Annotated in this window: 15 protein-coding genes and 1 pseudogene; 14 read left to right on the top strand and 2 right to left on the bottom strand. The window is 30.0% G+C overall.

The features are described from left to right. Positions 1–369: 369 nt before the first annotated feature. The 10 genes and pseudogenes from KPL38_RS14705 to KPL38_RS14660 form a co-directional block, all read left to right on the top strand. Positions 370–912: pseudogene (locus tag KPL38_RS14705) on the top strand (glutathione peroxidase); the annotation flags it as partial. A 181-nt stretch (positions 913–1,093) separates the two neighbouring features. Next, positions 1,094–1,468: a desulfoferrodoxin gene (locus tag KPL38_RS14700; RefSeq protein ID WP_216289899.1), complete on the top strand. Its 375-nt coding sequence runs from the start codon at positions 1,094–1,096 to the stop codon at positions 1,466–1,468. A 76-nt stretch (positions 1,469–1,544) separates the two neighbouring features. Next, positions 1,545–2,135: a rubrerythrin gene (gene rbr, locus KPL38_RS14695; RefSeq protein WP_216289898.1), complete on the top strand. Its 591-nt coding sequence runs from the start codon at positions 1,545–1,547 to the stop codon at positions 2,133–2,135. A gap of 251 nt (positions 2,136–2,386) precedes the next feature. Then, positions 2,387–3,187 (top strand): histidinol-phosphatase HisJ family protein, encoded by an 801-nt coding sequence (locus KPL38_RS14690; RefSeq protein WP_216289897.1) that lies wholly within the window; start codon positions 2,387–2,389, stop codon positions 3,185–3,187. A 28-nt stretch (positions 3,188–3,215) separates the two neighbouring features. Further along, entirely contained in the window at positions 3,216–4,304 is a 1,089-nt protein-coding gene (locus KPL38_RS14685; protein ID WP_216289896.1) for an ABC transporter substrate-binding protein, read from the top strand. Positions 4,305–4,387: 83 nt separating this feature from the next. Continuing rightward, positions 4,388–5,233, top strand: a complete 846-nt coding sequence (locus KPL38_RS14680) for an ABC transporter permease (RefSeq protein ID WP_216289895.1) — start codon at positions 4,388–4,390, stop codon at positions 5,231–5,233. Positions 5,234–5,237: 4 nt separating this feature from the next. Continuing rightward, positions 5,238–6,029, top strand: coding sequence for an ABC transporter permease (locus KPL38_RS14675; protein ID WP_216289894.1), 792 nt, complete (start codon positions 5,238–5,240; stop codon positions 6,027–6,029). Between the two features lie 159 nt (positions 6,030–6,188). Beyond that, on the top strand, positions 6,189–7,205 hold the full coding sequence (locus KPL38_RS14670; RefSeq protein WP_216289893.1) for an ABC transporter ATP-binding protein: 1,017 nt from the start codon (positions 6,189–6,191) through the stop codon (positions 7,203–7,205). Positions 7,206–7,272: 67 nt separating this feature from the next. Continuing rightward, on the top strand, positions 7,273–8,085 hold the full coding sequence (locus KPL38_RS14665; protein ID WP_216289892.1) for an alkaline phosphatase family protein: 813 nt from the start codon (positions 7,273–7,275) through the stop codon (positions 8,083–8,085). A 96-nt stretch (positions 8,086–8,181) separates the two neighbouring features. Further along, on the top strand, positions 8,182–8,964 hold the full coding sequence (locus KPL38_RS14660) for a DeoR/GlpR family DNA-binding transcription regulator (RefSeq protein ID WP_216289891.1): 783 nt from the start codon (positions 8,182–8,184) through the stop codon (positions 8,962–8,964). Positions 8,965–9,071: 107 nt separating this feature from the next. Here the strand turns inward: KPL38_RS14660 and KPL38_RS14655 are convergent, their stop codons facing one another. Both KPL38_RS14655 and KPL38_RS20505 read right to left on the bottom strand, forming a co-directional pair. Then, positions 9,072–9,803 (bottom strand): MFS transporter, encoded by a 732-nt coding sequence (locus KPL38_RS14655; protein WP_246577983.1) that lies wholly within the window; start codon positions 9,801–9,803, stop codon positions 9,072–9,074. Next, entirely contained in the window at positions 9,796–9,855 is a 60-nt protein-coding gene (locus KPL38_RS20505) for a hypothetical protein (protein WP_512699149.1), read from the bottom strand. The genes KPL38_RS14655 and KPL38_RS20505 overlap by 8 nt, the downstream gene beginning before the upstream one ends. Positions 9,856–10,065: 210 nt before the next feature. Here KPL38_RS20505 and KPL38_RS14650 point away from each other — a divergent pair, with 210 nt between their 5' ends. From KPL38_RS14650 to KPL38_RS14635, 4 genes are all read left to right on the top strand, one after another. Next, positions 10,066–10,302: a helix-turn-helix transcriptional regulator gene (locus KPL38_RS14650; protein ID WP_216289890.1), complete on the top strand. Its 237-nt coding sequence runs from the start codon at positions 10,066–10,068 to the stop codon at positions 10,300–10,302. Further along, positions 10,303–10,755: a peptide deformylase gene (gene def / locus KPL38_RS14645; protein ID WP_216289889.1), complete on the top strand. Its 453-nt coding sequence runs from the start codon at positions 10,303–10,305 to the stop codon at positions 10,753–10,755. A gap of 178 nt (positions 10,756–10,933) precedes the next feature. Then, on the top strand, positions 10,934–11,785 hold the full coding sequence (locus KPL38_RS14640) for a DMT family transporter (RefSeq protein ID WP_216289888.1): 852 nt from the start codon (positions 10,934–10,936) through the stop codon (positions 11,783–11,785). Between the two features lie 521 nt (positions 11,786–12,306). Then, positions 12,307–13,800, top strand: coding sequence for an amino acid permease (locus KPL38_RS14635; protein WP_216289887.1), 1,494 nt, complete (start codon positions 12,307–12,309; stop codon positions 13,798–13,800). Positions 13,801–14,001: the final 201 nt, after the last annotated feature.

The following is a 14,001-nucleotide window of genomic DNA, read 5'->3' as shown; positions in this document are numbered from 1 at the left end:
CTTTCTGATTTTGTCCACCTCATTTCTTAGTCATGAGGTTTTATTATACTATATTCTTTTTGGGACATAATCAAATTCGGTATAATAGGACATTATCACAATTCGATCATAAAAGAATTAATAAATTCAAAGTTTTATTGTAATTTATCTTTTTTTGTGTTATGATATTTTTACAAACAAGTAAACAATAAATATTATTACAAAATATTTATTGTTAAACAAAAGATTGAATTTAAAACTAATAAAATCTAAAAGTTATTTGTTAAAGAGTGTTGAAATAAGAGTACATTAATGGGCATATATTTTCAAGAGACAGGAAGTTATAGTATTTTTATATTTATAAAAACATATAAAATGGAGGGATAATAAATGTCAATTTATGATTTTAAAGCAATTACAATAGATGGTGAAGAAGTATCTCTAGAGCAGTACAAGGGAAAAGTATTAGTTATAGTTAATACGGCAAGTAAGTGTGGATTTACGCCACAGTATGAAGGGTTGGAGAAACTATATAAACAATACAATAATAGGGGTCTAGTAATACTTGGATTCCCCAGCAATCAATTTGCAGGTCAGGAACCAGGTGAAAACAATGAAATAAAGAATTTCTGTTTAATTAATTATGGAGTGAGTTTCCCTTTGTTCGAGAAGAGTGATGTACGTGGGGAAAATACTAATCCAATTTTCAAATATCTTACAGAAAAAGCAACTTTCAAAGGATTTAATTTGAACCTATCTAATGAGAAAAAACTTAATGACATGCTCCAGAAAAACTTTCCTCAATTTTTAGAAGGCAATTCAATAAAATGGAATTTCACAAAATTCATTATTGATAGGGAAGGCAACATAGCTTACAGATATGAACCAACTACTGAACCGGAATCTATGTCTTCGGATATTGAAAAATTATTAGGAACATCAAAAGAAAATGATACAATTAATAATGATATTTATATTGGCGAAAATGATGAAGAGGTATTAAATTGTGAAGGAAGCCCATGCAACTTTGTATATGATAATAACAATGATTAGTTAGCAGGGGTAAATAATATCAAGGTTTAATAAGTAAAAAATAAAAATTTGGAGGTTAATTATGACTGAGATTAAAGAGATATATAAATGTGGAATTTGTGGTAATATCGTAGAGGTTGTACATGCAAGTGGTGGTATTTTAGTTTGTTGTGGACAACCAATGACATTACAAGTTGAAAATACTGTGGATGCTGCAAAAGAAAAACATGTTCCAGTTGTTGAAGCGGTTGAAGGTGGAGTTCTTGTTAAAGTTGGAGCAGTTGAACACCCAATGGTAGATGCACATTATATTGAATGGATAGAAATTCAAACTGAAAATAAAGTATACAGAAAATATTTAAAACCTGGAGATAAACCTGAAGCTCTATTTATTCTAGATGAGAAAGTTTTAACTGTACGAGAATATTGTAATCTTCATGGATTATGGAAAGCATAAAATATTGATTTTGGTAAGTAACGTTATTTGGTCAAATTAAAATAAAAGAATATGTAAATGATAAGGAGGATAAAAATTGAAAAATTTAAAGGAAACAAAAACTGCCGAAAATCTTTTAAAATCATTTGCAGGAGAATCTCAAGCAAGAAATAGATACACCTATTATGCTTCAGTAGCTAAAAAAGAAGGTTATGTGCAGATTCAAAACATATTTACTGAAACAGCAGGTAATGAAAAAGAACATGCAGAAAGGTTTTTTAAATTTTTAGCAAATAGTGAATTAAATGGTGAGGCAGTTGTAATTAAGGATGCAGGGTATCCTATTTTCTTAGGAGATACAAAAGGAAATTTATTAGCAGCCGCCGCAGGAGAGAATGAAGAGTGGACAACTTTATATCCTCATTTTGCAGATGTTGCAGAAGAGGAAGGTTTTTCTGACATTGCAAATGCATATAGAAAAATTTCTGAAGTTGAGAAAAGACATGAGAATAGATACAGAAAACTAGCAAAAAACGTTGAGGACGGTACTGTATTTATAAAAAGTGAAAATACTTTATGGAAATGTAATAATTGTGGTTTTATATTTGATGGTATTTCTGCACCAAAAGTTTGCCCGGCATGTGATCATCCAAAAGCATATTTTGAGTTATTTACAGAAAACTATTAAAAAATGGATGTGTAAGATTATAAAAGTTAAGGTATAAAAATAATTTTAAAGAAATGTCTAGAGAAGCAAATTTACTTCTTTATTCATTTCTTTATTTTTTTTGAAAATATTGAATGTTGCTTTTGTATTTGGATTAAGTTGTAAAACAACACTAAAAACAAGATTTTAACAGAAAACAAACATTTGCTTAATGCTAATTTAACAATGGCTTATTATAATGTAATTGTAAGTTGATTAAGAGGAGGTTATAAATGAATATAACGGATCATCATGTTCATACAGAATTTTCAGGTGATTGTGATACACCAATGGAAGTTATAATTAATAAAGCTAAGGAACTTGGATTAAAGGAAGTAATGTTTACGGACCATATGGATTTTGATTATCCAAGTAAGGATATAAATTTTGAAGTAGATTATAAAAAGTACATAAAGGTTCTGGAAAAACTTAGAATTAAATATAAAGAGATGGATATTTTAATGGGAATTGAAGTGGGTTATCAGCCAGGTTTAAATGAAAGTATAAATAAATTATTAAACTCCTATGACTTTGATTTTGTAATATGTTCGATACACGCTTGGAATGGAGCAGCTCTAGATAAGGGTGATTTGTTTAAAGGTAGAACTCAACAGGAAGGTTACAGAGCATATTTTGAATGTCTTAAATATACTCTAAACAACTTTGATAATTTTGATGTAGTTGGACATTTAGATTTTATAAATAGATATGGTGATTTTGCAAATAAAACAATAAGATATGATGATTATAAAAATATCTTGGATGAAATACTATCAATGATAATAAACAAGGGAAAAGGTATTGAGCTTAATACCTCAGGGTTAAGGTATAAGCTAAATTCTATGCATCCAAGTAGAGAAATATTAAAAAGGTATCTTGAACTGGGTGGAAAAATCATTACAATAGGATCAGATGCACATGTTGTTAAAGATTTGTGTGCGGATTTCGATAAAGCAATAATGCAACTAAAAGAAATTGGATTTAAAGAGATTACAACATTTAAAAACAGAAAATTAAATTTTATAAAAATATAATTAAAATTAGATATTAGGAGGCGTTATTATGAATTCAAAAAAACTTTTAACAGTAATTCTCGCATCTATTATTGTAACCACTTCATTGGCTGGTTGTGGAAAGAAGGCAGAACAAAATAAAACAGTAAAACAAAATATTACCGTAGCAGAATTAACTAAACTAGCTAAAAAAGAAGGAAAGGTTGTAAGTGTTGGTATGCCTGATAGCTGGGCAAACTGGAAGGGTACATGGAATGATTTAAAAGTGAAATATTCAATTAACCATTCAGATACAGATTTATCAAGTGCTGAAGAGATTGCAAAATTTGAAGCTGAAAAGAAAAATCCCACAACTGACATTGGGGATATAGGTGTGGCTTTTGCTCCAGTAGCTGCTCAAAAAGGGTTGACGTTGCCATATAAGACTTCACATTGGGGAAGTGTACCTGCTTGGGCAAAGGATAAAGAAGGTAACTGGATGGTAGCTTATACAGGAACAATGTCAATTTTAACAAATAAAGATTTAGTTAAAAATCCTCCAAAATCTTTCAAAGATATTTTAAATGGTGATTATAAAGTAACTATTGATGATGCTGCGTCTGCTACTCAATCACAATCCGCTGTTTTAGCTGCTGCTAAAGCTTTTGGAGGAGATGAATCTAATATTCAGCCAGGTCTTGATTTCTTTGCAAAACTTGCAAAGCAAGGCAGATTAGTAGTTAACAAAAATGATTTAGCAAGTGTTGAAAAAGGAGAAGTTCAGGTTACTCTTGTTTGGGATTTTAATGCATTAGGTTTTAAAGAAAAGATTGATCCAAAAAGATTTGATGTATGTATTCCAAGTGAAGGGAGTATACGTACAGGATATTCAACTATAATAAATAAATATGCGCTTCATCCTTATGCTGCAATGATTACTCGTGAATATATATTTAGTAATGAAGGACAAATTAATTTAGCAAAAGGATTTGCTAAACCAGTAAGAGAAGATGTAAAGCTTCCAGATGATGTTAAAGCTAAGTTATTACCAAATAATCAATATAAAAATGTTAGCTCAATAAATGATAAAACATGGGGGAAAACAGTTAAAACTCTTCCTCAGTTATGGCAAGAACAAGTTCTAGCTAACATTAAATAATTAAATTTTTAGGCAATGGGAGTTAAAGTTCCTATTGCCTTAGTAATATAGCTATGAATTCATTTATAAAGGAAGGTGCATAAATGTTAAAAAATAAAAAATCATTATTATTTATAGTTCAAGCATTAGTACCTTTTGTGGTAATAACTTTATTATTCTTGTTATTGCCAAGTATTCTAATGATTATAGATAGCTTTAAGAGTGGAAGTGGTGGTTTTACTTTAGAAAACTATAAAACATCACTTACTAATATGTTTTATCTAAAAGCAATAACCAATAGTATTGGAATATCTTTAATTTCAAGTTTAATTGGACTTGTAATTGCTTTAATATGTGCTTATTCCATTTCTAATTTTAGTGAAAAAGTACAAAATAGTATTATTACAATTTTAAATATGACTTCAAATTATACAGGCGTTCCTTTAGCTTTTGGATACATTCTGCTTCTTGGAAACACTGGTATATTTGTTCTATTATTTAAACATTTTGGATTAAATTCGTTAAGTAATTTTAATATTTATTCATGGGTAGGACTTATTATAACCTATGTATATTTTCAAATACCTCTCGCTATAATGATTTTATATCCATCATTTTTAGGTATAAAAAAAGAGTGGAGACAATCAGCAATGTTACTTGGGGCAAATTCATTTAAGTTTTGGACTAAAATCGGCATACCAGTATTACTTCCAAGTATAGTAGGAACTTTAAGCATTTTATTTGCAAATGCTATGGGTGCTTATGCAACAGCTTATGCTTTAGTAGGAAGAAATTATAATCTATTGACTATAAGAATTGGTTCTTTAGTAGTTGGTGATATAATGCCGCGACCTGAGCTTGCTAGTGCATTAGCAGTAATACTTGGAATAACTACAATAAGTATGATGATGATAAATGAAAAAATGAGCAAATACATTAAGAGAGGATAATATAATGAAAAAGAAAATGTGGTTGCACAAAGCAATAATATGGATACTTATGACATATCTTTTACTTCCCATAATGGCAACCTTTGTATATTCTATAGCAAGTGAATGGTACAAGACAATATTACCTCCATCATATACTCTAAACTGGTATAAAAGTTTATTTAGTGATGTTAGATTTTGGAATGCTATGGGACGTTCACTGTTTGTGTCTATAGTTCCAGTAATAATTAGTTTGGTAATACTACTTCTAGCAATTTTTGTAGTAACTGTGTATTTACCAAAATATGAAAAGGTATTACAGACTATAGTAATATTACCATATATAATTCCAGGAGTAGTGCTTGCAATTGCATTAATTAAATTGTTTTCCAGTACTCTTGGTAATTCAGTATGGCTGCTTATATTTGCATATTCGGTATTTATACTACCCTTTATGTATCAGGGAATTAGAAATAGTTTAAGAAATATAGATGTTAAACAGTTAGTTGAAGCTTGTGAGCTATTAGGGGCAACAAAGATACAAGCCTTTACAAAAGTGATTATTGCAAATATAATGCCCGGAATAAAGGTTTCCGTTTTATTATCATTTTCAACACTGTTTGGTGAATTTACATTGATTAATCTTCTTATTGGGGGACGTTATGAAACAATACAAATAATGCTATATAAAATGCTTAGGGAATCCGGTCATATTTCCAGTGCATTGGTTACAACATATTTTTCAATAATCCTCGTAATATCTTATATTGGATTAAAAATAACGACATTTCAGAAGGAAGGTCAACATATTCATTAAGCAAGTATGGATACTGTAACAAAGACAAACTTTTAGTGGGAATATAAATTTCCTTCTGAAGTCGTCAATGCATCTTCTGTGAAGATGTTCAGCATCGAAGATGATGATTTAAGCAAAGGAATACAAACACAAAAATTACAAAAGTAGAGGTGAAATAAAATGAGTTATTTAGTTATAAATGATGTTGAAAAGAGTTTTGGAGATTTATTGGTATTAAAGAAAACTTCATTAAGTATTGAAAAAGGGCAATTAGTTACGCTACTTGGTCCTAGTGGAAGTGGTAAAAGTACTCTTCTTAAAAGTATCGCAGGGCTTGAGAGCATAGATGCTGGCTCCATTATAGTTGATGGAGAAGATATCACTAGCAAAGAGCCAAGAAAAAGAGATGTAGGAATGGTATTTCAACAATATGTTCTTTTCCCTAATATGAATGTTTATGATAATATAGCTTTTGGTCTAAAACTAAGAAAAATGAATAAAAATGATATAGATAAAAAAGTTAAAGAAGTTTTAAATTTAGTTGAAATGCAAGATAAAATGTATTCATATACTCATGATCTCTCAGGTGGTCAGCAGCAACGTGTTGCTTTAGCACGTTCCATAATATTAGAGCCTAAAATATTACTTTTTGATGAACCACTTAGTGCATTAGATAGAAAGATAAGACGGAATTTACAAATACAAATCAAAAAAATTCAAAGAGAATTGGATATAACGAGTGTATTTGTAACCCACGATCAAGAAGAAGCAATGATTATTTCTGATAAAGTGTATGTAATGAATAATGGTATCATAGAGCAAAGTGGAAAACCTAAAGAAATATATAATAATCCTAAAACTTCATTTATTGCAAGGTTTATAGGTAATTATAACGTGCTAGGTAAAGATATTTTTCAGCAAAATTTTAAGAAAGATATAAAAAGTAAAGAAATTGCAATAAGGCCTGAAATAATACAAATAACTAAAGAAGAACTTGCAGATGATGTAGAATATAATTTAAAAAATTGTGAAGTAACGGACGTTTCAATAATAGGAAGTGTAATAAGATATGAAACTAGAAAAGACAATCTTATTATGAATATAGATGTTATTAACAATGATATTTATGATATAAAATTAGGAGACAAAGTAAATATATTTGTACCTAAAAATCAATGTATATTTCTTACAGCATAAACAGTATAGAAGTACTCTAAAGATAGATTGGGATCATAACAAAATTATTTTATACAAGGAGGCCACAATGAATAAGGTTATATTGGTATTGCTAGATGGTTTAAATTATGAGACAGGTAAATCAAGGATGGGATTTATGAATTACCTTGTAGAAATGAAAAAAGCTCAATTTTACAAGGTAGTATCTGCACTTCCAAGTTTGTCTAGACCACTATATGAGACTATACTAACCGGAACAAACCCAATAGAACATGGTATTACTAACAATAGTATAAATATAAGATCTAAGGAAGAGAGCATATTTAGTATAGCGCGAAAGGCAGAACTCAAGACCGGTGCAGCTGCATACTATTGGGTAAGTGAGCTTTATAACAAATCCCCATTCAATTATATGGAAGATAGAATTCAAAATGATGATACAAAGAATATTCAAAATGGTATGTTTTATTTTGATGACGCTTATCCAGATAGTCATTTGTTTTTAGATGGTGAGTATATTAGAAAAACTTATGATCCAGACTTTTTATTTATACATTCTATGAATATCGATTTATTTGGTCATTTATATTCAAGTGAATCTAAGGAATATAGGAAAAAAGCATTAGAGGTTGATAGTATATTATCAAATTATGTTCTAACATGGATGAAACAAGGATATCAGATTATAGTTACTGCAGATCATGGCATGAATTCTGATTATAACCATGGAGGAATAGAAGATGATGAAAGACATGTTCCAATGTGGTTAATAGGAGAACAATTTGCTAATACTGATTGTTATGAAATAAGTCAATTATTGATTTCTCCAACCATTTGTAGAATATTAGGTATAGCCCCTAGTAAAAAAATGATTAAGGAAAAGTTTATAGGATTAAAATAATACATATTATTAACTCAAAAGATAAATAGAGTTAGAAATCAATTAGATGTTATAATAAAGATGTGAAGGAATAAATATTGGGTAAAGGTGATTAAATTGACAGTTTTATTGGATGAAAGAAAAAGTCGTATATTGTATGAATTAGATAATTATGAGAAAGTATCAGTTACTCAACTTGCAAAAAAAATTGGAGTTACTACAGAGACTATTAGGCGCGATTTAGACGCCTTGGAGAGTGAATACAAATTAAAGAGAATTCATGGTGGAGCAATAAAAATTTCGTTTGATAGGCAAGAACCTTCTCATATTCAAAAAAGAAATGTATATCGAGAAGAAAAACAAAGAATAGGATGTAAAGCAGCAAGCTTAATAAAAGATAATGATATAATAACTATAGATACGGGAACCACAACTTGTGAAATACTTTATTATATAAAAGATAAGAAAAATCTAACAATTTTACTAAACACAGTAGCTGGGCTTAATATATTAATAGATCTTAAAAATAAAGGAGTTTTTGATGGCATAATAATTTTTCTAGGTGGAGAAATAAATGCTGATCAATTATCATGCGTCGGACCTATTAGTGAAAATGTTTTAAAAAATTTTTATGTGGATAAGGCATTCATAGGAGTTGGGGGAGTAAGTTTGCAAAATGGAATAACTGGCTATGATGTTAATGAAGCTAACTTATCAAAAATGATAATGGAAAATTCAAAGGAAGTTATAATAGTTGCTGATCATTCTAAAATTGGAGTAAGAAATTTTTATAAAATAGAAGATATTGAGAATGTTAATGTTATAGTTTCTGATGTTGAAGCCCCTAATGAATGGAGTAATAGTTTGAATGAATATGGAATTGATTGGATTAAAGCATAAAATAATTTAAGGAATATCCTAATTTAGGATATCCCTTTTTGAATTTCATTTATACAAGTACAATCAGTTCTTTACTAACTCTACTATAAATATGTGCCTTTATTAAACTATGCTACTAATTTTTCTTCTTTTATCTCATTTCTTATTTTCATCTCTTCCCCATAAGCAACAACTAATAGAAGTAAAAATCCTATAATAAGAGCACCATAGAATACTACAAATACATCATTCCATCCATGAAGATGTAGACTGCCAACAGATATACCTGCGGATTTAGGGTCTGCTATTTTTGCTAATACAACCTTAGCTGTAGAGTCTCCAAATAAATATCCAAAAGTACCGCTCAAACCATTAACTACTGCAATAGACTTCTTGGGCGCGAAACCTACCAGTGATATCCCTATTAATAGTTGAGGTCCAAATATTAATGAACCAAGAGCAAACAATGAAACGTTTACCATTGTAACACTTGTAGCATATCTATATCCTAGTACGGCAAAGGCGGTTAATATTAAGCAGAATACTGCCACTATAGCTCTTCTTCCGTTTAATAAATCAGATATGTATCCCCAAGAAAGACTACCTAAAAGTGCTCCCATTTCAAAATAAAATATTGTATTTACTGCATCGCTCATTCCAAAATGTAATTGCTCTGTAACATATAATGGTGCCCAGTTATCTACTCCAATACGTACTATGTAAACAAAAACGTTAGCTACACATAAAATCCAAATCCAAGGATTCTTTAACACATGACTTTTGAATATTTCAAATTTAGTCATATTATCTAATTCATCATCATTTTCACTCTTAGGTTCATATGGGCTAAAGTTACTCATAATAATCAGAAAATTTCTTTAAATGTACATAAGCAATTTTTCTAGATAAAATAAGATCATTATTTGTTATATTAGTTTCAACATACTTATATTAAATAAATATGTTAGTTGAAAATAGTAATAGATTGCGTATTTGCGATTATTTATAACAAGTGTTTAGGGTAAGGATAATATTAAAACCGAAATGTAAGGTTAACTTGATATAGAAACAAAATAATGGTATAGTTATAATGTAAGGTCAACGTTACAGGAGTGATGGTTAATGAAAAACAGATTAAAAAAATTTCGTGAATCTTTTGGATTTACACAAGAACAATTAGGAGAACTTGTAGGCGTATCAAGACAAGCAATTAATGCGGTTGAAACAGAGAAATTTGAGCCATCAATATGGTTAGCGTATGATATTTGTAAAACCTTTCACAGTTCCATTGAAGAAGTTTTTCTTTTTGAGGAAAGTGAAAGAAAATCTAGAGCAGAGCAAAGTAGGGGTGTGGTTTAAATGGCGTTAAGACAAATTAGACTTTCTGATGACGAAATACTAAGGAAAAAAAGCAGAACAATTGATGTAGTAAATGATAAAATAAGACAAATTTTAAATGATATGGCTGATACTATGTATAATTCAGAAAATGGTGCAGGGCTAGCAGCTCCACAAGTTGGAATATTAAAAAGATTAGTTGTAATAGATATGGGGCAAGGGCTTATAAGATTAGTCAATCCAGAGATAATTAAACATGAAGGCGAGCAAGAGGTTATAGAGGGGTGCTTAAGTATTCCTAATGTATTTGGAAAGTTAAAAAGGCCTGAAAAAGTAACAGTACAAGCTTTAAATGAAAATGGAGAGAATATTATGTTGACAGGTACCGGAGATTTAGCAAAATGTTTTTGTCATGAAATAGATCATTTAGAAGGTATCCTTTTTACTGATTTAGTTACCGAATATATAAAGTAATTTTAAAATAACTGGCATCTTTCATAAACTACAATCAAAGCTGAGCAACTTTTTATATAGAATATTTATTATTAATAGTATATTAAGTATAGATATTATTTCACAGTAGTAATTTAATGTGGTAAAAAAAATAGTATTTATAGGACAACGGTTAGGTTGACTTTGAGGAGTTAAATATATGAATATAAAAAATAAAAATTTAATGGAAATTCATTTAGCAGTTTTTTTATTTGGATTATCAGAATTATTTGGGAAATTACTTTCATTACCACCGGTAATAATTGTTTTTGGTAGAGCTTTTTTCTCAAGTATTTTTTTGCTGATTACAATGTTTTATCTTAAGAAAGAAATAAAGCTAAAGCAACCAAAGCATTATTTATATTTATCATTAATGGGAGTAATATTAGCAATACATTGGAGTACCTTTTTTCAATCTATTCAAGTGTCTACAGTAGCAACAGGTTTGATTACATTTTCGACGTTCCCTGTTTTTGTTACTTTCCTTGAACCATATTTCTTTAAAGAAAAAATAGAGATGTCAAATTGTGTCATAGCCATTATCACATTATTTGGAGCAGCACTTGTTGTTCCAAGCTTAAAATTAGGAAACAGTTCAACCCAAGGTTTTTTATGGGGAATGGTATCAAGTTTTACATATGCAATTCTTTCAATGTTAAATAGAAAATATGTTAAAGAATATTCCGGAATATCAATTGCTTTTTATGAGCAATTGACATCTACTATTGTTTTAACTCCCCTTTTCTTTTTGCAGAAACCAATTTTTAGTCTTAGGGATATATTATTACTTGTTTTACTAGGTGTTGTCTTTACTGGAATTGCTCATTCACTGTTTATAAATGGTTTGAAAAATATTAAAACACAAACAGCAGGAATTATTTCTAGTCTTGAACCAGTCTATGGCATTATTTTTACTGCTTTTGTGTTAAGCGAAATACCTACATTAAGAGAAATCTTAGGAGGATTTATTATCTTAAGTACTGTTTTTTACTCAACTATTAAAGCAAATTAGTTCGAATTATTCTTAAATAGTGGATGAATGATAAATTTACGATTGATTAACAAGGCGGTAACTTTAAGTTACCGTCTAAGGGGTCTGGACAGCAGCCTAAAAAAAGGGAACAAAGCGACTAGTTTCTACTTATGTTGAATTTTAAATTAAAACTAACAATATTAAATGTAGATCCAGCATCTATTTTTTCTAATAGGTCAAACATTTTATTCTCATCCATAAATATCACCTCATTTTTATATTTTACCGCATTATTTAAAACTTATTTATTCTAAATTGTATCAATACGTTTTTTCTCCTTACAAATCCATCATAAAAGAGTCTCTCTACGACATATTTGTCCCTTAAATTAATCTTCAATACTATAATTTCCAGTAGATTGTATAGAAGAAAATATAGTATAATTAGTAGTTGTGAGTTTTTTAGCTGGAACTTGTTGATAACTTATAAGTTCTTATTTACAAAATCAACTAAAGTAAAAATATATAGCAAATATGAAATGATAAATGAAGGAGATTTTTATGAGTACAAATGAAGTGTTGAATAAAAGTGAAAGCGAGTTAAAACGATCTCTAAAACCAAGGCATATGGGAATGATTGCCCTAGGTGGTGCAATTGGAACCGGCTTATTCTTTGCAAGTGGAAATGCAATTAGTTCTTCAGGGCCAGGTGGTGCAATTGCATCATTTGGTATTATGGGTATTGTTGTTTACTTTTTAATGACCTCACTAGGGGAAATGGCAACAAAGCTACCAATCACAGGCTCATTTGAAACCTATGCGTCAAGATTTGTTGACCCAGCTTTAGGTTTTGCATTAGGTTGGAATTATTGGTTTAATTGGGCTATAACTGTTGCAGCTGAATTAGTTGCTGCAGGGCTTATTATTAAGTTTTGGTTCCCAACGACTAGAACTACTATTTGGAGCGTATGTTTTCTTGTTATTTTACTTCTATTAAACATACTATCCGCAAAAACGTTTGGAGAAAGCGAATTTTGGTTTGCAAGTATCAAAGTTTGTGCGATTGTTATATTTCTTGTTATTGGTGTTCTTATGATATTTGGTATTATGGGTGGAAAATCACCTGGCCTTCAAAATTGGGTTTTAAATGATGGTCATGGTCATCGTGGACCATTCGTAGGTGGAATGTCTGCTATCATGATTGGATTCTTTGCAGCAGGATTTTCTTTCGCAGGTACAGAGGTAGTTGGTCTGGCAGCTGGTGAGGCTGAAAACCCTGAAAAAGAAGTGCCAAAAGCAATCAACACAGTATTCTGGAGAATCCTTATATTCTATATTGGTGCAATTACCGTTATTGGATTCCTTATTCCTTTTACAGATCCAAACCTATTAAAGGTTGGTGCTGAAAATATAGCATTCAGCCCATTTACGATTATATTCCAAAGATCTGGTATTGCAATTGCAGCATCCCTTATGAATGCAGTTATATTAACTTCAGTTCTTTCTTGTGGTAATTCTGGAATATATGCAGGATCGCGTATGCTCTATGCTATGGCTAAAGAAGGAAAAGCACCTACATTCTTAGGAAAGGTAAATAAACGTGGAGTTCCACTTAATGCTGTGTTTCTTACAACGTTAGTTGCTTCCTCAGCATTTTTTTCAACCTTGATTGGAGATGGCAAGATCTACATGATTCTTTACAATGCATCAGGTCTTACAACATTCTTTGCATGGCTTGGTATAGCTGTTTGTCACTATAGATTTAGAAAAGCATATATTGCGCAAGGTAGAAAATTAGAGGATTTAAAATACAAAGCATTGTGGTTTCCGTTAGGTCCTATGCTTGCAATGATTTTATGCACAGCGGTTATATTTGGCGCTAATATATGGGTTTTCCAAGCTGCAACCTTCAGTTGGTTTGATTTCATAACAAATTATGCACTTATTCCTATATTTGTTTTACTCTTTTATGCATACAAGATTAAATACAATACAAAAATTGTTCCGCTTAAAGAATGTAATTTTGAGATTGCAGAGCATAAAAAGGATAAATAGTAGGAATTATTTAAATTAGAAACTTAATGATTTTAAATATGTTTCTTCTTTGTTTAGGCGGAGGAGTTGGTATACTATATTCTGTTATATGTAAGCGTCAAATATTACCCACATTCCCATGTTTTTAAATTTATGAGATAATAATCTCAATGCAAGGAGGTTATTATTATGGCAAGAACAAAAGTCAACTTCATGTGGCAA

It is taken from the genome of Clostridium psychrophilum, assembly GCF_018861705.1.
In the GTDB taxonomy this organism is placed as follows: domain Bacteria; phylum Bacillota; class Clostridia; order Clostridiales; family Clostridiaceae; genus Clostridium_AD; species Clostridium_AD psychrophilum.
This window is presented reverse-complemented; position numbering and strand designations above follow the sequence as displayed.

Coding starts and splice junctions, on each gene's coding strand:
- KPL38_RS14650 (WP_216289890.1), top strand. CDS start 10,066: ATGAAAAACAGATTAAAAAAATTTCGTGAATCTTTTGGATTTACACAA.
- KPL38_RS14655 (WP_246577983.1), bottom strand. CDS start 9,803: ATGAGTAACTTTAGCCCATATGAACCTAAGAGTGAAAATGATGATGAA.
- def (WP_216289889.1), top strand. CDS start 10,303: ATGGCGTTAAGACAAATTAGACTTTCTGATGACGAAATACTAAGGAAA.
- KPL38_RS14665 (WP_216289892.1), top strand. CDS start 7,273: ATGAATAAGGTTATATTGGTATTGCTAGATGGTTTAAATTATGAGACA.
- KPL38_RS14635 (WP_216289887.1), top strand. CDS start 12,307: ATGAGTACAAATGAAGTGTTGAATAAAAGTGAAAGCGAGTTAAAACGA.
- KPL38_RS14700 (WP_216289899.1), top strand. CDS start 1,094: ATGACTGAGATTAAAGAGATATATAAATGTGGAATTTGTGGTAATATC.
- KPL38_RS14685 (WP_216289896.1), top strand. CDS start 3,216: ATGAATTCAAAAAAACTTTTAACAGTAATTCTCGCATCTATTATTGTA.
- KPL38_RS14670 (WP_216289893.1), top strand. CDS start 6,189: ATGAGTTATTTAGTTATAAATGATGTTGAAAAGAGTTTTGGAGATTTA.
- KPL38_RS14690 (WP_216289897.1), top strand. CDS start 2,387: ATGAATATAACGGATCATCATGTTCATACAGAATTTTCAGGTGATTGT.
- KPL38_RS14680 (WP_216289895.1), top strand. CDS start 4,388: ATGTTAAAAAATAAAAAATCATTATTATTTATAGTTCAAGCATTAGTA.
- KPL38_RS14675 (WP_216289894.1), top strand. CDS start 5,238: ATGAAAAAGAAAATGTGGTTGCACAAAGCAATAATATGGATACTTATG.
- KPL38_RS14640 (WP_216289888.1), top strand. CDS start 10,934: ATGAATATAAAAAATAAAAATTTAATGGAAATTCATTTAGCAGTTTTT.